Source organism: Microvirga massiliensis (assembly GCF_001006805.1).
Classification (GTDB): domain Bacteria; phylum Pseudomonadota; class Alphaproteobacteria; order Rhizobiales; family Beijerinckiaceae; genus Microvirga; species Microvirga massiliensis.
The window spans coordinates 68,975-85,735 of the sequence record NZ_LN811365.1 but is presented as its reverse complement, the minus strand read 5'-3'; the positions used below and the strand labels follow the sequence as shown (position 1 = coordinate 85,735).

The following is a 16,761-nucleotide window of genomic DNA, read 5'->3' as shown; positions in this document are numbered from 1 at the left end:
TCACGCCAGGACGCTGCTGCTCGCGGGTCAGCACGAATGCGACTGGGACCAGCTCGCCACGCTCGACCGCTACGAGCGCCGCGCCCTCTCCCGCCGCAAAAAGGCGATCCGCCTCCTCGACGAGGTCCAGAATTCCACTTCCGAAACCGATCTCTCGATTTGGCAGAACGAACCCAAAACTAATGCGGGCACTGCGCCGTCTTCACCTCTCCCCCGGAGGGAGAGGTCGGACGCGCAGCGTCCGGGTGAGGAGGGCAGCGCCAATCTTTCGAGCACTGCGAACACAACCCGCTCAGATCGACCAGTCCAATCCCAGTTTCTCCGCATCGGTACCTTCGTGCCGCATCGCCCGCGCAAAGCGGCGCAGGCGGCCTTCGGTCATGCGGGGGAAATCCAGGCGGGTGCTTGCATTTGCGGCGTTAGCGCTGCCCCCCTCACCCGCCCCTTCGGGGCGACTTCTCCCTCCGGGGGAGAGGCGAAGCAGCGGCGCGCACATCACCTCTCCCTCGACGGGAGAGGTCGGCTGCGCAGCAGCCGGGTGAGGGTGGCAGCGCCGACGCCTCAAGCAAAGGTGGCAGCTCTGCCCTCACCTATCTTGCACGTTGTGCAGCACTTACAGGTAATTCACCAGCGTCAGCCGCGACAGGATCGATGTCGTCTCGTAGCTCGCCTGAAGGCGGGTCTGAAGCGACATGATGGCGACGGCCGTCTCTTCGTCACTCACCTGCTCGACATTCTCCAGAACGTCCAACATGAGTGCTTTCGTGGAGAGATGCCGTTCCTTCGCAGACTTCATCGTGTTCGCGGCAGTTGCGAGCTCGGCTGCAATGTCGCTGATCTTCGGATTCGACGGCTTGTCAGAAAGGCGATCGAACACCTTTTCGGTCAGTGCTTTGTAGCGCAGCGCATCAGCGGGGGTGTCCTTGAAGGTGTCGGCGGCGAGAGCACCCCATTGGGCGAGAAGGTGGCGGATCCCGTCTTCGTTGGCTCGCGCACCTGTCCCCACGACCTGCGTGTGGTCCGTGCGCACCGGCGCAGTGGCTCGGGCAGCGATGGTTGGGTCAGAATCACCTTCGTACCAGATCACAATGCCGGCCGGCGGAGGCGTGGGAGTACCGTCTGGCATCAGGTCGGGTGCAAAGAAGAACTCCTCCGCAGCCGCGACCGCAGCATACGCGCCGAGCACTACGTCGGCCTTTTCGGCTATCGCCGTCGAAAGCTCCTCCACTATCTTTCCAAGAGTTTCGGTGATGGAGCTACCGATCTGGAACATCCCCCTGCTGCCCTCTGGCGGCGGGAGCGCACTAGCCTTCAGCGTGACTACGTGAGGCACATCATCAGGATCTAATAGAGTGATCTTGATTGTGTCGCCGTCTCTTAGTTGGTCGGTGAGGGTTATCGTTGCAGAGCCAGGAGTTGATGTTGGCGGTCCACCGGTAAAGCTTGCCGACATTGACCCGCTGGTGGCCTGAACATTCGCAACACGAAACCCGGATGGAGGATCAGATACCTCGCCGCTGAGCGTCAGCGAATTCGACGTTGGAGACAGGGACAACCGGCCGAGGCGGAGACCGTCGGGCCCGGGCGCCCCGAGTTCTGCGTCTTTGCGCTCCTGGATCATCTGACGGAGTCCAGCTCGGGTCCCATCGCCATCCATGATGAGGTCGTAGCTGACGACTGGATTCTTATCGACCGCACGTCCGCTGAAGAGGCGCCGTCCGGCCATGTCGGCGTTCAGGAGATCGATTGCCTCCTTGAGCCGAGCCTCGGCATTCTTCTGCGTGAAGGTGCGCCCGTCGCCCAGAAGCTCGAACTGCGTGAGCATGATGTCGGATTTCGTCTCGTTGCCGAGCTTCGCGAGCTGCTCCAGGTTCTGGACCATCATCTTCACGCGCAGATCGGCCGTGCCGATGGTGCTCATGAACCCTTCGATCGCGGACAGCTTTCCGCGGGCATCGAGACTCGCGCGCCGGTCGATGCCGAGCCCGCCATAGGTGTCGGAGCGCATCCCCGTCACCATCCGGCGCTGCAACTCCGTCAGATCGCGCCGCGCCCGAACGAGGGCTTCCGCCGGGCTGCGGCCATAGGCTCCGAGACCATAGGTCGAAAGGGTCATGGCAGGTCCTTACATTCGCATGAGCAGATCGAGCATCTCGCGCACGGCGCTCATCACGCGGGCGTTGGCGCCATAGGCCGTCTGAAGCTGCACGAGATGCGCCATTTCCTGGTCGATGTTCACGGAGCCCGTTTCCGAGAAGCGGCTCTCGATGGCTGCAAGCGCGACGCTCTGGCCGCTGTGCAGCCGGGCAGCCGCCTCGGCGGAGGCGCCCTGAGCTTCGATGATGCGCCGCGCGAAATCGGCGACCGTTGTCGTGGAGGGCGCGTCGCCGTTCAGGCCACTCAGTGGCGAAAAAGAACGAACGTTCCGGGTCAGGCTGTCGAGGAGAAGTTGCGGCCTGACCGTGTCGCCTTGGGGCGTGGATGCGTCGAACACCACGAGGTGTTGCTTATCGGCGATCAGCTCCGGGTTCACTGCGAGGCGCTGGGCAAGCCCCGTCAGGTGCGAGGAGCCTTCGAACGAGCCCGTGAACAGTCCACCGTAGCCCGAATCCACGAAGAGAGGGAGGTGAGCAGAGCCGCCCGTGAGCAATGTTTCGGTTACGACGCCGGACACTGCTTTGATAGTTGAAGCAATATCGTCGATCCGGAGCTCTGATCCGCCGTCATGAGCGAGTGAAACACCCGGGATTCCCAATTTCGTGTTTACCTCGCCGACAGCAGCGACAAACCCAACGCTGAGGTCGAAATGAATAACTCGCGTATTCGGTCCGCCGAACTCAGCCTTGTCGATTGTCAGTGCAGCACCGTTGGTCGCGAGGAGCACGACCCGCTGTGCAGTGCCGGTACCGTCCGTGTAGTCGATCGTCAGCGTGTTGCCGGGCTGCCAACCAGTGAGGTCGATCACGCCGTTTTCTGGCTTAACGGGCCGATCCGACATCGCCCGTGACAGACCAGCCGCCAGCTCGTCGAGCTGGCGCTGCGCCTGAACAAGGATGTCGTCCCGCATCTCGAGCGCCGCCGCGATCTCCCCGGACCGGATCATCTGGTTGGCGACAACATCCATCGTAGCGCCATTCGGTGACGTCGCGAAGATGGTGCCGACGCCCCGTGCCTTCGGATCCGTGGAATAGAGCGATTGGGGCGAAAGCGCCGCACGCGCGTCGAACGACAGGGTCACGGGTGCGATGCCGTTGAACAGCGTCAGGCCACCGGCCGTCATCAGGCTGACCGAGCCGTTTCCGTTCTGGACCGTGTGGATGTCCATATACTGGGACAGTTCGTCGATCATGCGATCGCGCTCGTCGAGGAGCGCCGGGTCCCGCGTGGTCTGATCGCCTACGATCCGGGTGTTGAGATCAGCGATCCCCCTCAGGAGTTCGTTGGCCCGGTCGACGGCCAGATCGATCCGCGCCTCGGCTTGGCTTCTGAGAGCCTGGATGTTTTCCGAAATCTGCCCGATCCGTGTTGCCAGCGTGCCGGCAGCATCGAGCACCGAGGAGCGGACGGAGTCGTTGCCGGGATCCGAGAGCAGTGCCTGGAGCGCTTTCGTAAAGTCGTTGAAGCTCGTGTCCAGCGCGCCGGCGTCACCCGGTGTTCCGAACATCTTGTCGACTTGGGACGTGTATTGCGCGAGGAAGCCCGTGTAGGCCGCCCCCGCAGTCTCGAGCCGAAGCTGCCGTTGCGCCACAATGTCGAGCAGGCGCTCCACCTCGCCCGATCGGACGCCGATCGTCCGGTCTCCGGCCACCTGCTGGATCGGAGACATGACCCGCCGGTTGTAGCCAACCGAATTTGCGTTCGCGACGTTCGTGGCGACGAGGTCGATGCTGGCCTGTGTCGTGCGCAGGCCGGACATCGCCGTGCTCAGGGAGGTGAGAAGACCCATATCACTGCCCTCCAGCGTTCAGCCTCAGCGCACCATGTTGATGATTTCAGTCATCATCTGCTGCGAGGTGGAAACGACGCGCGTGTTCGCAGAATAGGCCTGCTGGGTTACGATCATCTTAGAAAACTCTTCCGCGATGTCGGTGTTCGAGCCTTCCACATGCCCGCCGATCAGGGTCGAGCCGTTCAGGCCGACGATCGGCAGACCGGATTCGAGGGTGCGCTCGTAGACCCCGCTGTCGAGGCGCCGCAGGGCGTTGTCGGCGTTGAACTGGACGATCGGGATCTCGGCAACGGGCACGACGCGGCCGTTCGTATAGCTGCCGGCGATGCGGCCGTCGCTGAGGATCTGGATCGCGTCGAGAACGCCGGAGGGATAGCCGTCCTGCTCGAGGGTTCCGGCCTGAACGAGTCCGCTCGACGTGGCGTATTGGGTAAGGCCGGTATTGCCGAAGTTGAGGGTTACGTTTCCGACGGGAACGCCGTCGACAGTGAGGCCCGAGATTGTCGTCGAGAGGGGTGGCTTCATCGCACCTGAGCCGTCGAACTCTACTTGACCAATGCGAGTCCACATTGTCTGCCCGGTCGTCGCCGCACTGTTAGAGAGATAGAACAGCTCCCAGGTTTCTGCTCCGGCTGCATTGCTCGTTTTGGCCCATTGGAGTTGCACGTTCACGGGCGTCCCAACGGAATTGTAGGCAGTGACTGATCCGCCGGAGATCGACTTACTCGTGAACGCCGCATTATTTTCGGCGGCAATGTCGGCGCCCGCGAGTCCCGTAAGGAGATAAGAATCCGGATCCGTCGGATCCGCAGATGGCACTGCTGGGCGCGTCGGAAGATTGACGCCATAGTTGATTGTCGTGGTCGCGCGTGCCGGGATCGGATCGCTCGAAATCCGGATCACACTGTTTGCATTGCCGGTGATCGCTCCCGTCCGAGGATCGATGCTCGAGCCCCGCAGGTAGAAGCCTGCACCATTGACGAGATAGCCGTCCTTATCGAGATGGAAGTCACCGCGGCGCGTATAGAGATCGACACCGCCGAAGATCGGCTGGTTGTTGGCGTAGCCGGCCTGCTCCTGGACGACGAAGAATCCCTCGCCATTGATGGCGGCATTCGTCGAAATACCGGTAGGCTGGAGGTCGCCCTGCAGAGTATTCGTAAGGCGAGAAAAGGCAGTAACGGAACCAGCGATCTCACGCCCGGCCGAGAGTTCCGGGACCAGATCCACGAAGCGCGTGTCGACACGCTTGAAGCCCGTCGTCTGCGAGTTGGCGATGTTTCCGGAAATGTTCTCGAGTGCGTAGGACTGCGCCCGCAAGCCCGAAACCGCGGTCGTCATCGCTCCGAAGATACCCATTACTCAACCCTCCCCGATCCGCCCTCATGATTTGGCGGATCACGTCACGGAGAGTTGAGCGCAAGGCTCGTGCCAAGCGTAAGATGTTGATGTTTCAGGAGTAGTGCGGAAAGTGAGCTGTGAGTACCAGGCGAAACACGCCACATAGTCGGCAAAATCTGCCGACACTTGCTTGCGAAGTTGGCGCTGCCACCCTCACTCAACGCGTAGCATCATCCTTCGCACGCGCAAGCAGTTCTCCCGCAACCTCACCGATCTTCGGCGCAGGCTCGCGGATGAACGGCAGCGGGCGGCAGACGGCCAACGCTGCAAGACCAAACCGAGCAGTCATCAGGCCGTTCAACACCCCCTCCCCGAGCTTCGCGGAAACGCGGGCTGCGAGTCCGAGGCCGAGGACTTGCTGCAGCAGCGAGTCCCCGACCGCGACCCCACCCGTCACCGCGAGATGGTCGAGTGCTGACCGCGCCAGCCGGAGGAAGCCGACAAAGCCGGGCCGCCCGCCATAGATCCGCGCGAGCGTTCGCAGGAGCTTCGTCGCGGCGTAGATCACGAAGGCGACATCGATGATCGCGCGCGGGCTCACGGCCGTGACGAGCGAGACCTGTTTCGCGGCCGCTGCGATCGCGCGTTTCGCCTGCTCGTCGAGCGGTGCGAGGTAGATGTGCTCCGCCAGCGCGAGCCGGTCATCCGGTTCGAGGATCTCGTCCTCGTGCACGGGCGTCATCGCCCGTGTCGTGCTCCTCCGGGCATAGAGGGTTGCAATCTGGGATGCGACGCGCTTTGCGGCCGTATGATCGCGCACGCCGATCGCCTCGACCGCGGCAGTGCGGAGCTTCTCGATTCTCTCTTCGCGCAGCACCCCGAGAAACTCGCGACCGACGAGCGCTAGGAGCGCAATCGCCGCGAGCGCCGCCAGCGCGATCGCGATCCAGCCGAGCGCCGGCGCGGTCGCGAGAAGATCGAAGATCAGCCGGTTGATCGCGAGCCCGAGCGCGAGGAGCACCAGGCCCGAGACGGCGCTGAACAGGAGCGTGCCCCAGGGCGCACGCCGCCGCTCCGAGACCGGCACGACGGCGGCTTCGGCCTGCTCGATCGCATCCATCGGCTCGTCCTCGAGGATCACCGAGCCACGGGTGATAGCCGGATCGTCGAGGCGGACGGCGCGTGGAGGGCGGCTCATGCGAGATGATCTCCGATCAGGAACTCGAGGGCGCGGTCGAGCCGGATATGCGGCAATCTCCCGACGCGCCCCGCCGCATCGACGGTGACCGCGGGTGGACGGAAGCGGGGGAAGCGCAGGGACCCCGGCGGGACCTCGCCCGCGAAGACCGCTTCCGCGCTCTCCGGCAACTCGCCCGGAAATATGGCGGCCTCCGTGTTTCCGTCGAAGACCTCGTCGCCGACGCGCTCCCCGGCTTCGGGCGTGCCCGCGATCGCCCGCAACTGGGTGAGCCCGTCGCGAATGACGGTCTCGCGCGTGGCGCGCACGGAGGCGATCGCAATGGTGCCCACCCGCGCGCCCTGGCTCTCCGTCCGGGCGACGGCCCGGGCGACGAGCTGGCGCAGCAGGAGCTCGAGGCGCTCGTGCTGCATGTGATGGACATGATCCGCCTTCGTGGCCGCGAAGAGCACGCGGTCGGCGCGCGGCGAGAAGATGCGGGACAGGAAATTGTTGCGCCCGGTGCGGAACGCGAGCAGCACGCTGTCGAGAGCCTCCTCGAGTTCGGCGAGCGCCGCCGGTCCGGCGTCCACCGCTGCCAGCACGTCGACGAGCACGATCTGCCGGTCGATGCGCTGGAAATGCTCACGGAAGAAGGGCCGCACGACGTGCGTCTTGTAGGCCTCGAACCGCCGCTGCATGAGCGCCGCGAGGGTCTTCGGCTTGGTCGTACGGTCCCTCGGCAGGGCAAGGGGCGCGAAGGTCAGGGCCGGCGAGCCCGCGAGATCGCCGGGCATCAGGAACCGGCCGGGCGGCGTCGTGGCGACGGCCTCGGGACCGGCCCGCAAAGCTGCGAGGTATTCCTTGAAGCTCTCGCTGAGCCCTCGGACGACGCCCTCGTCGGCCGCCGCAAGGGGGTCTGCGTCCGCGAGCTTCGCGTGCCAGGCCGAGGCCATCGCGAGCCGGTCGGGACGGCGGCTGCGCTCCAGGGTCTTCGCTGACCAGGTCGGGAAATCGGTTTCGAGAAGCGCGAGGTCGAGGAGCCACTCCCCGGGATAATCCACGATGTCGAGCGCCAAGGTGGAAGGGCCGGTGCGCCAGCCTGCCTTTCGCTCGTAGTCGATGAGGAGACGGAGTTCGCTGATCCGGTTCGTCGATTCCGGCCAGCGCCGCTCCTCCAGAAGGGCGGCGAGATGGTCCTCGATCGGGAACCGCGGAACGTCGTCGTCCGGTTGAGGCGCAAGATTCACGCGCCGAAGTCGTCCCTCGGCCGAAGCCCGCAGGGCCGGCAGAGAGGTGCCCCGCGTCAGGTGATGGACGAGCGCGGTGGCAAAGACAGTCTTCCCCGACCGGGCAAGGCCCGTGATCCCGACCCGCACCGAGGGCTGCACGAGTTGCCCGGAAGCGTCCCGGACGGCCTGCGCGGCTGCGTCGACGCCGGATACCAATGCATTGAAGAGAGACAAGGGAGGCCGAGGTCCTCGAAGTCGCAGGGTTTTCCCGTGAGATGCAACCGGCTCGCGGCGGAGAACCGGTGCGAGGCCAGGGCGGGAGCCGCTTTCAGCAGCGTGGAAACGGCTTCCGCGAAGGTGGGGCCCGGAGCGAGGCTCCGCAAGGCTCGGCCATTCAGTCGTCCGCGTCGGCGCCGAGGGATTTCGGGGTCACGAAGCGATCGAGCCGTCCCGTGCGCGGGGCGATCTCGGACCAGCTCTCCCGATCGAAATCGATCACCGCGAGACCCGCAGTGGGGAACTTCTCGGTCAGCCGCGCAAAGGCATAACGGTCTCCGTAGCCGACGAGGAGCTTGGCGAGTTCCTCGAATCCGGGATTGTGTCCGACGAGGAGAAGAGTCCGGACACTCGACGGCGTCTCCCGCACCACGGCGAGGAGCCGGCTTGCCGGCGCCTCGTAGATCCGGGCGTCAAAGCGGATCTCGGTGGTATCGACGGACGGCTCGACGAGTTCCCAGGTCTCCCGCGTCCGCCGTGACGCCGAGACGATCACGAGGTCCGGCAGCAGCCCTTCTTCGGCGAGATACCGGCCCATTCGGGGCGAGGCTTCCCGCCCTCGCGCGGCGAGCGGCCGATCGATGTCGGCGACACCGGCGGGCCGGGCGGATTTGGCGTGGCGCAGGAGCATCAGGCGAAGCACGGAGACCCCCTCGGTTCAGCGGCTCTCACGCCGGGACATGAATGCGATCTTCTCCAGCAGGCTCACGTCCTGCTCGTTCTTGAGAAGCGCGCCATGCAGCGGCGGGATGAGCTTGCGGGTGTCGCGCTCGTGCAGGATTTCGGGCCCGATATCCTCGGAGAGAAGGAGCTTCAGCCAGTCTAGGAGCTCGGACGTCGACGGCTTCTTCTTGAGCCCCTGGACTTCGCGGACCTCGAAAAAGATCCGCAGCGCCTCCTCGACAAGCCGCCGCTTGATTCCTGGATAATGCACCTCGACGATCCGGGCCATCGTCTCGGCGTCCGGAAATCGGATGTAGTGGAAGAAACAGCGGCGCAGGAATGCGTCCGGGAGTTCCTTCTCGTTGTTGGAGGTGATGACGAGAATGGGTCGCTGCCGTGCGCGGACCACCTCCCCGGTCTCGTAGACGTGGAACTCCATCCGGTCGAGCTCGAGAAGGAGGTCGTTCGGGAACTCGATGTCGGCCTTGTCGATCTCGTCGATCAGGAGAACGGGGCGGGTCGGCGAGACGAAGGCTTCCCAGAGCTTGCCGTGCCGGATGTAGTTCCGGATATCCGAGACCCGGGGATCGCCGAGCTGGCTGTCACGCAGACGCGACACCGCATCATATTCATAGAGGCCCTGCTGGGCCTTCGTCGTGGATTTCACGTGCCAGGTCAGCAGCGGGGCATCGAGGGCGCGGGCGATCTCCTCGGCAAGAACCGTCTTCCCCGTTCCCGGCTCTCCCTTCACCAGCAGGGGACGCTCGAGAACGATCGCGGCGTTTACGGCAACCTTGAGGTCCTCGGTCGCGACATAGCTCTCGGTGCCCGTAAATCTCTTCATGCTGTGTTCCGTATCGGTTTTCGTTGATCTCGATCGCTTCGGGCCGAGGTACTCCCGTACGGGGCCGCTGTGCTAGAGGCCTCCGGTGACGACCTGCGTCGATTCCACGTTGGACGGGTTTTCGCTCCGCCGATGCAGGCGAGAACCCGGGAAGGATGAAAGAGAGCTATGGCACAAGAACGCTACCACAAGGATAGCCTCGGGAACCGGAAGCTGCATCCCGAGACCCTCATGCTCGGCTACGGCTACGATCCTGCCCTCTCAGAAGGGGCCGTGAAGCCCCCCGTGTTTCTCACCTCCACCTTCGTGTTCAACAGCGCCGAGCACGGGAAGGAATTCTTCGACTACGTCGCGGGCCGTCGCGAGCCGCCAAAAGGGACACCTGCCGGCCTCGTCTATTCCCGGTTCAACCATCCCAATTCCGAGATCGTCGAGGATCGGCTCGCAGTGTTCGAGGACGCGGAGGCCGCGCTCCTCTTTTCCTCGGGCATGTCGGCCATCGCGACGACGATCCTCGCCTTCGCGCGCCCGGGTGACGCGATTCTCCACAGCCAACCCCTTTATGGCGGCACCGAGACCCTGCTGGCGAAAACGCTGAAAGAGCTAGGCGTGCACGCCGTGGGCTTCGCCGACGGGATCGACGAAGCATCGGTGAGAGCCGCCGCCTCCGAGGCAGCGGCCAAGGGCCGCGTCTCCATCATCATGATCGAGACCCCTTCGAACCCGCTGAACACCCTGGTCGATATCGCGCTGATGCGGCGGATCGCGGACGAGATCGCCGCGCAGCAGGGGCAGGTCCCGGTGATCGTCTGCGACAACACGCTGCTCGGCCCGCTCTATCAGAAGCCGCTGCTGCACGGGGCCGATATCTCGATCTACTCCCTCACCAAATATGTGGGCGGGCACTCCGACCTGATTGCCGGCGCGGCACTCGGGAGCCGTGAGCGGATGAAGACGGTGCGCCTCCTGCGCTCGGCGATCGGAACGCAACTCGATCCGCATTCATGCTGGATGCTGGGACGGTCTCTCGAGACGCTCACGTTGCGCATGGCGGCGGCCAACCGGAATGCCGAGATCGTCGCCAAATTCCTCTCGGAGCACCCGAAGGTCACGAAGGTGCACCATCTCGCCTGGCTCCCGGAAGGATCCCCCGAGCGCCGGGTCTACGAAGCGCAGAGCAGCGCCCCGGGCTCGACCTTCTCCTTCGACGTCGCCGGAGGCGAGGCGGAAGCGTTCCGCGTGCTCAACGCCCTGCAGATCTTCAAGCTCGCGGTCAGTCTCGGCGGAACCGAGTCGCTCACCTGCCATCCGGCCTCGACGACCCATTCAGGTGTTCCCAAGGAGGTTCGGGACCGGCTCGGCGTCTCGGATGCCACCATCCGGGTCTCGATCGGGATCGAGCATCCCGACGATCTCGTGGCCGATCTCGCGCAAGCACTGTCGACCTTGTCCTGACGGGGCCCGTCCCTGCCCTGACGCTCGTCTCGTGCAGGGACGGCGCTTTCCTGACCGGGATCGCCTGATATGGTACGGAGGTCGGATCGCATTCGGATCCCGGGTTCTGCATACCTCTCCGGCAGGCCCGGGCGATCTTCCGTATCGAAAGAGGCGCGCACGTTCCGGGCCCGCGCCTCTTCGCCTCTTCCGCCTGGGGAGCGGTCGCGTGCATCGGTGCGCGGGTGAGGGCTCGACCGCTGCGCTCGGTTGGCTGAAGCGCGTGTGATCGATGGCCGCCCCATTCGAGGCAGGAAACTACAAGGAGCTGGTCCTCTTCCTGGCAACCGCCGGGATCATCGTCCCGATCTTTCATCGCCTGCGCATCAGCCCGGTCCTGGGCTTCCTGGCCGCCGGCGCCACCCTCGGTCCCTTCGGTCTCGGCCGGCTCACAGATACGTTCCCGTGGCTCTCGCGGTTCACGATCTCCAACAGCGAAGAAGCCGCCCACCTCGCCGAGTTCGGCGTCGTCTTCCTGCTCTTCGCAATCGGACTCGAGCTCTCCTTCGAGCGCCTGCGGGTCCTCCGGAAGCTGGTGTTCGGTCTCGGGCCGATGCAGGTCGCCTGCTGCGCGGCCGCTCTTGGCGTGGTGACCTATCTCGTTACGGCCGATCTTTCCGCCTCGACCGTCATTGGCCTTTCACTCGCCCTCTCGTCCACGGCCATCGTGATGCCGGTCCTTGCAGCCCAGAAACGGCTCAGCGCGCCGGCAGGACGCGCGAGCTTCGCGGTGCTGCTCTTCCAAGATCTCGCCGTCGCCCCGATCCTCTTCGCCATTGCAGCTCTCGGACAAGGTCCCTCGAGCGCTCCGGTCGGATCCTTCGTCACCGCTCTCCTGCAGGCGACCATCGCCCTTGCCCTTATCCTCGGCATCGGACGCCTCGCCCTTCGCCCGCTGTTCCAGCTCGTGGCGGCGACCCATTCTCCCGAGCTTTTCATGGCCGCCTGCCTTCTCGTCGTCCTGGGGACAAGCCTCGTGGCGGGCGTCAGCGGCCTCTCGATGGCGCTCGGGGCCTTCATTGCCGGGCTTCTCCTGGCCGAGACCGAGTACCGGCGCGCGATCATGGCCGCGATCGAGCCCTTCCAGGGCCTGCTCCTCGGCGTGTTTTTCGTCACCGTCGGGATGAATCTCGATCCGCTGCGTCTTCTCGAAGCGCCACTCGCGCTCCTCTCGGCGGCTTTCGGGCTGGTCGTGCTCAAGGCGACGATCGTCTTCGGGCTCGGACGACTGTTCGGGTTGACGCCCGCCGTCGCCGCGGAAACCGGTCTCCTCCTCGGAGGCGGCGGCGAGTTCGCTTTCGTCACCCTCGCGATGGCGCTGACCGTCGGAATTGGCGATTCGTCGCTTATCCAGTCCGTCCTCCTCGTGACGATTCTGACGATGGTGGCCACACCCGGCCTTTCGAGAGTGGGACGCGTGCTGGGCGGCGCCCTCGACCGTCCGAGCAGGCAAGGGCCGCCTCCGGAACCTCCTCCTGCCGACGAAGCGAACCACGTGATCATCGCCGGCTATGGGCGCGTCGGGCAGATGGTCGGCGAAATGCTGGAACGGCATGGAATTCCGTTCATTGCGATCGATACCAATCCGGAGGTAGTCGCTGCCTGGCGCCGGAAGGGCAGGCCCGTCTTCTACGGGGACAGCGCCCGCCCGGATTTCCTCCACGCCTGCGGCGTCGATCGCGCGCGTGGCCTCGTCATCACCCTGGATGCGCCGAGCGTCATCGAATCGCTCGTCAGCACCGTGCGCAGGGAGCACCGCGACGTGAAGATCGTCGCGCGGGCTCGCGACGCGCGCCACGCATCGCGCCTCTACGAACTCGGCGTCGATGATGCCGTGCCCGAAACCATCGAAGCATCCCTGCAGCTCAGCGAGGCCGTGCTGGTGGATATCGGCGTCCCTGTCGGCCTCGTAATTGCTTCGATCCACCAGCGCAGGGACGAGGTCCGCGATGTCCTGAGGGGAAGCGAGGACGGCTCGAAACAAATCGAGCCGGCACCCTTCCGCAGCCGTCGCGGCGCCGGCAAGTCCCGACCGACCGCTTGACGCCCGCCCTCTCCTGTCGACATTGCGGGCGATGTTCTTTCAATTCTTCACCGAGCTGCGCGCGGCCAAAGTCCCGGTCTCCCTGCGGGAATACCTCAACCTGTTCGAGGCCCTCGATCATGATCTCGCGGGCAAGTCCGTCGAGCAGTTCTACTACCTGTCGCGAGCCTGCCTCGTGAAGGACGAGCGCAATCTCGACCGCTTCGATCAGGTTTTCGGGCGCGTCTTCAAAGGCGTGGAGAGCCTCGCGGGAGCCCTCGAAGCATCCGAGATCCCGGAGGAATGGCTGCGCAAGCTCGCCGAGCGCTATCTCACGGACGAGGAGAAGAAGCAGCTGGAAGCGCTCGGCTGGGACAAGCTCTTCGAGACCCTGAAGGAGCGCCTGAAGGAGCAGAAGGGCCGGCACCAGGGCGGCAGCAAGTGGATCGGCACCGCCGGAACCTCGCCCTTCGGCGCGTACGGCTACAATCCGGAAGGCATCCGCATCGGGCAGGACGGCAACCGCAACTTCCGGGCCGTCAAGGTCTGGGATCGCCGCGAGTTCAAGGATTTCGACGATAGCGTCGAACTCGGGGTCCGCAACATGCGGATCGCGCTGCGGCGACTGCGCCGTTTCGCGCGCACGGGCGCAGCCGAGGAGCTGGATCTCGACAACACGATCCGCGAAACGGCGGAGAAAGGCTATCTCGACGTCAAGCTGCGCCCAGAGCGCCGCAACGCCGTCAAGGTTTTGCTCTTCCTCGACGTCGGCGGCTCGATGGACTGGCACATCGAGGCGGCCGAAGAGCTGTTCTCGGCAGCCCGTCTCGAGTTCAAGCACTTCGCCCACTTCTACTTTCATAATTGCCCCTACGAGCGGCTGTGGACCGAGAACCGCCGCCGCTTCGAGGAGACCATGCCGACCATCGACGTGCTTCGAACCTATCCTTCCGATTATCGCGCCGTCTTCGTCGGCGACGCATCCATGTCCCCCTACGAGATCGTGATGCCTGGCGGCTCGGTCGAGCATTGGAACGAGGAGCCCGGCCAAGTCTGGCTGGAGCGCCTGCTAGGCCAGTTCCCCCACGCCGTTTGGCTCAACCCGGTGCCCCAGAACCGCTGGGGCTACACCCAATCGATCAGCCTGATCCGGCAGATCTTCCGGGACCGAATGCATCCTCTGACGCTCGAAGGCATCGATCAGGCCATGCGGGAGCTGGTGCGGTGAGCAAATTCGAAACCGTGCGCTACCAGCAGAATCCCAAGCCGACGAGTGGGCCGGTCATGTTCGAGCTTCGGGACGACAAGTTGCTCGTGGACAACGGACGGAGCGTCCGTGAAGCACGGCTCGATGCCGTGGAGCAGATCCGCCTCACCTACGATCCGAAAAGCTTCACCCACCCGGCCTACCGGACGACGATCCGATTCAAGGACGGACGATTGGTCCGGATCTCCTCCTTGAGTTGGCGGAGTCTCGTCGAGGCGGAGCGCCTCGATGGCCCCTACCGACGCCTCGTGAGCGCCCTGACCGAGCGCGCCGGCCAACTGAGCCCGGGCGCTCGCTTTCTCGCCGGACAGCCGACGGTGGCTTGGCTTGCAGTCGTCGCTCTCAGCGCCGCCTCACTCGTCGCGATCGCCGTCTTCATCTGGCGGGCACTCGTGGCGGACGCGCACGCGGCCGCCCTGATGGCCTGTCTCCTTGCCGCCGTCGGGCTATGGCAGCTCGTGCCGATGATCCGGCTCAACAGGCCACGCCTCTTCCCACCCTCCACACCACCTGCCGATCTCCTTCCGTGATGGGAGAAGATCAGCAGTGGGACCGGGGAACCCGGCGGGGCCTCGAAACCGGTTCCACGGACCCGCGCCGCACCGGGATTCCTTATTTGCGGATCACCAGGACGGAGCAACGGGCATGCCTGACGATCGTCGCGGCATTGGAGCCCAGAAGATAGGTGGACATCTTGGGCCGGTGCGAGCCGACGACGATCAGGTCGGCCGCCGTCTTGTCGGCCTCCTCGAGGACCTCCGCGTAGACGCCGCCCAGCCTCACGACTGACGAGACGCGGCCTTCCGGAAGTGCCACTCCGGCCGCGATATCGGCAAGCTTTTCCTCCGCATCCCGCTGCTGCTCCGCATCGAAGTCCGGCGGCACGAATTCCATGTAGGTGACGGGGATCAGCGATCGCACGTAGATGAGGCGCACCGTGCCGGAAGACTGGTGCGCCAGAGAAACCGCCGTTTCGATTGCCTGGGTCGACATTTCCGGTTCGGCAATGTCGACGGGAACGAGAATGGTCTTGAACATCGCGCATGTCTCCCTTGCACGCCTGGATCATTGCCATCCTGCTCCGGACGCGCGATGACCTGGATCAAAGCGTGGCCTGAGCAGACGGAGCGCGTTCCGTCGATCCTATCCTGCCTCGACGGATTGCGCTCCGTCCATGGCTCCAGTCCGTGTGGAAAGGCTGGGCGGCGAACGATGGCGCGCCGCGTGCAAGGGTCCAAGGCTACAAGATGACGATCCCCCCACAGACCCGAGCCGCACTGGCAGCGTCCCCGACGGCCTTTCTGGTCGCCATCTCCTTCACCAACTGGCTGGGCTTTGCGGGATGGCAGGCCTTGTTCAACAATTTCGCCAAGGAGGCTGCGGGCTTCACGGGCTGGGAGATCGGCATCCTGCAGTCGGTCCGCGAGATCCCGGGCTTCCTCGCCTTCACGGCTGTGATCTGGTTCATGCTGATGCGTGAGCAACTGGTCGCCTATGTGAGTCTGGCCCTCCTTGCATTCGGTATCGCGATCACGGGCGGCTTCCCGAGCTTCTGGGGTCTGCTGATCACCACATTCGTGATGTCGGCCGGATTCCACTATTTCGAAACTGCCCACCAGGCTCTCTCGCTGCAATTGCTGCCGAAGAGCCAGGCGCCCCGCGTGCTCGGCCGGATCGCCAGCACTGCGGCGGCGGCACAGCTTGTCGCCTATGGCCTGATCGCCGTCGTCTTCTGGCTCTGGCAGCCGAGCTATGGGACGCTCTACCTCGGATTCGGCATCGTCACCCTGGCACTTGCCGGGGCGGCGGCACTGTTCTTTCGGAGCTTCAGAGGGTCCGTTCCGCAGCACAAGGGCATCGTCCTGCGGCGGCGCTATTGGCTGTACTACGTGCTGACGTTCCTCTCCGGAGCGCGGCGGCAGCTCTTCATGGCCTTCGGAGGATGGCTGCTCGTGGAGCGGTTCGGCTACACCCTGGCCGACTTCTCGATGTTGCTCTTCGCGTATTGCGCGATCAACCTGTTCGCGGGTCCACTCTTCGGCAGGCTCATTCAGGCCATCGGCGAACGGGCAACCATCATCCTCGAGAATCTGTCCCTCGTCGGCGTCTTTATCGGGTATTCCACCACGGCGAGCGGGCTCGTCGCCGGCCTCCTCTTCGTCGTCGATGGCGTGTTCTTCACGCTGATCATCGCCCAGCGCACTTACTTCCAGAAGATCTCCGACCCTGCAGACATCGCACCGACTGCGAGCGTCGCATTCACCATCAACCACATCGCAGCCGTGGTGATTCCGGTCGTGTTCGGCAAGCTATGGATCGAGGATCCGACTTTGGTCTTCATGATCGGGGCCATGATCGCTACGGCCTCGCTCGGCCTCGCCTTCCTGGTTCCGAGGCATCCTGAACCCGGACAGGAAACGATCCTCAGGCCGGTCGGCAGGCCCGTCCCTGCGGAATGATTCACCCGCCCGGCACGAGCCCGCGGGTCAGTGTCG

13 protein-coding genes are annotated in these 16,761 nt (G+C 64.6%); 5 read left to right on the top strand and 8 right to left on the bottom strand.

Annotated elements, in window-relative coordinates:
* Nucleotides 1-613 precede the first annotated feature (613 nt).
* The 7 genes from BN1233_RS35140 to BN1233_RS35110 all read right to left on the bottom strand — a co-directional run bounded on the left by BN1233_RS35140 (nucleotide 614) and on the right by BN1233_RS35110 (nucleotide 9,482).
* Nucleotides 614-2,116 carry a hypothetical protein gene (locus tag BN1233_RS35140; RefSeq protein WP_046868305.1) on the bottom strand — a complete coding sequence of 501 codons (1,503 nt, stop codon included), beginning with the start codon at nucleotides 2,114-2,116 and terminating at the stop codon, nucleotides 614-616.
* Nucleotides 2,117-2,125: 9 nt separating this feature from the next.
* Nucleotides 2,126-3,946, bottom strand: coding sequence for a flagellar hook-associated protein FlgK (gene flgK / locus BN1233_RS35135; protein WP_046868304.1), 1,821 nt, complete (start codon nucleotides 3,944-3,946; stop codon nucleotides 2,126-2,128).
* 24 nt (nucleotides 3,947-3,970) lie between these two features.
* Entirely contained in the window at nucleotides 3,971-5,308 is a 1,338-nt protein-coding gene (locus BN1233_RS35130; RefSeq protein ID WP_046868303.1) for a flagellar hook protein FlgE, read from the bottom strand.
* 199 nt (nucleotides 5,309-5,507) lie between these two features.
* Nucleotides 5,508-6,488: a TIGR01620 family protein gene (locus tag BN1233_RS35125; RefSeq protein ID WP_046868302.1), complete on the bottom strand. Its 981-nt coding sequence runs from the start codon at nucleotides 6,486-6,488 to the stop codon at nucleotides 5,508-5,510.
* Complete coding sequence (locus BN1233_RS35120) at nucleotides 6,485-7,933, bottom strand: YcjX family GTP-binding protein (protein WP_046868301.1); 1,449 nt, start codon at nucleotides 7,931-7,933, stop codon at nucleotides 6,485-6,487. The genes BN1233_RS35125 and BN1233_RS35120 overlap by 4 nt, the downstream gene beginning before the upstream one ends.
* A gap of 160 nt (nucleotides 7,934-8,093) precedes the next feature.
* Nucleotides 8,094-8,618 carry a SixA phosphatase family protein gene (locus tag BN1233_RS35115; protein ID WP_046868300.1) on the bottom strand — a complete coding sequence of 175 codons (525 nt, stop codon included), beginning with the start codon at nucleotides 8,616-8,618 and terminating at the stop codon, nucleotides 8,094-8,096.
* A 15-nt stretch (nucleotides 8,619-8,633) separates the two neighbouring features.
* A complete protein-coding gene (locus BN1233_RS35110) occupies nucleotides 8,634-9,482 on the bottom strand; it encodes an AAA family ATPase (RefSeq protein WP_046868299.1) in 849 nt (282 codons plus the stop codon).
* Between the two features lie 168 nt (nucleotides 9,483-9,650).
* Here BN1233_RS35110 and BN1233_RS35105 point away from each other — a divergent pair, with 168 nt between their 5' ends.
* From BN1233_RS35105 to BN1233_RS35090, 4 genes are all read left to right on the top strand, one after another.
* Nucleotides 9,651-10,937 (top strand): cystathionine gamma-synthase family protein, encoded by a 1,287-nt coding sequence (locus tag BN1233_RS35105; protein WP_046868298.1) that lies wholly within the window; start codon nucleotides 9,651-9,653, stop codon nucleotides 10,935-10,937.
* A gap of 271 nt (nucleotides 10,938-11,208) precedes the next feature.
* Nucleotides 11,209-13,020, top strand: a complete 1,812-nt coding sequence (locus tag BN1233_RS35100; protein ID WP_046868297.1) for a cation:proton antiporter domain-containing protein — start codon at nucleotides 11,209-11,211, stop codon at nucleotides 13,018-13,020.
* 31 nt (nucleotides 13,021-13,051) lie between these two features.
* A complete protein-coding gene (locus BN1233_RS35095; protein WP_046868296.1) occupies nucleotides 13,052-14,227 on the top strand; it encodes a vWA domain-containing protein in 1,176 nt (391 codons plus the stop codon).
* On the top strand, nucleotides 14,224-14,796 hold the full coding sequence (locus tag BN1233_RS35090; RefSeq protein WP_046868295.1) for a hypothetical protein: 573 nt from the start codon (nucleotides 14,224-14,226) through the stop codon (nucleotides 14,794-14,796). Before BN1233_RS35095 ends, BN1233_RS35090 begins: the two co-directional genes overlap by 4 nt.
* 82 nt (nucleotides 14,797-14,878) lie before the next feature.
* On the opposite strand, the gene BN1233_RS35085 is transcribed toward BN1233_RS35090, so the two are convergent.
* A complete protein-coding gene (locus BN1233_RS35085) occupies nucleotides 14,879-15,304 on the bottom strand; it encodes a universal stress protein (RefSeq protein ID WP_046868294.1) in 426 nt (141 codons plus the stop codon).
* A gap of 209 nt (nucleotides 15,305-15,513) precedes the next feature.
* Between BN1233_RS35085 and BN1233_RS35080 the strand changes: the two genes are divergently transcribed.
* Nucleotides 15,514-16,725: an MFS transporter gene (locus BN1233_RS35080; RefSeq protein ID WP_046868426.1), complete on the top strand. Its 1,212-nt coding sequence runs from the start codon at nucleotides 15,514-15,516 to the stop codon at nucleotides 16,723-16,725.
* The last annotated feature ends 36 nt before the right edge of the window (nucleotides 16,726-16,761 follow it).

Excerpts from the sequence above, each read along its gene's own strand:
- BN1233_RS35085 (WP_046868294.1), bottom strand. The coding sequence starts at position 15,304 with ATGTTCAAGACCATTCTCGTTCCCGTCGACATTGCCGAACCGGAAATG.
- flgK (WP_046868304.1), bottom strand. The coding sequence starts at position 3,946 with ATGGGTCTTCTCACCTCCCTGAGCACGGCGATGTCCGGCCTGCGCACG.
- BN1233_RS35095 (WP_046868296.1), top strand. The coding sequence starts at position 13,052 with ATGTTCTTTCAATTCTTCACCGAGCTGCGCGCGGCCAAAGTCCCGGTC.
- BN1233_RS35125 (WP_046868302.1), bottom strand. The coding sequence starts at position 6,488 with ATGAGCCGCCCTCCACGCGCCGTCCGCCTCGACGATCCGGCTATCACC.
- BN1233_RS35105 (WP_046868298.1), top strand. The coding sequence starts at position 9,651 with ATGGCACAAGAACGCTACCACAAGGATAGCCTCGGGAACCGGAAGCTG.
- BN1233_RS35080 (WP_046868426.1), top strand. The coding sequence starts at position 15,514 with ATGACGATCCCCCCACAGACCCGAGCCGCACTGGCAGCGTCCCCGACG.
- BN1233_RS35100 (WP_046868297.1), top strand. The coding sequence starts at position 11,209 with ATGGCCGCCCCATTCGAGGCAGGAAACTACAAGGAGCTGGTCCTCTTC.
- BN1233_RS35140 (WP_046868305.1), bottom strand. The coding sequence starts at position 2,116 with ATGACCCTTTCGACCTATGGTCTCGGAGCCTATGGCCGCAGCCCGGCG.
- BN1233_RS35130 (WP_046868303.1), bottom strand. The coding sequence starts at position 5,308 with ATGGGTATCTTCGGAGCGATGACGACCGCGGTTTCGGGCTTGCGGGCG.
- BN1233_RS35110 (WP_046868299.1), bottom strand. The coding sequence starts at position 9,482 with ATGAAGAGATTTACGGGCACCGAGAGCTATGTCGCGACCGAGGACCTC.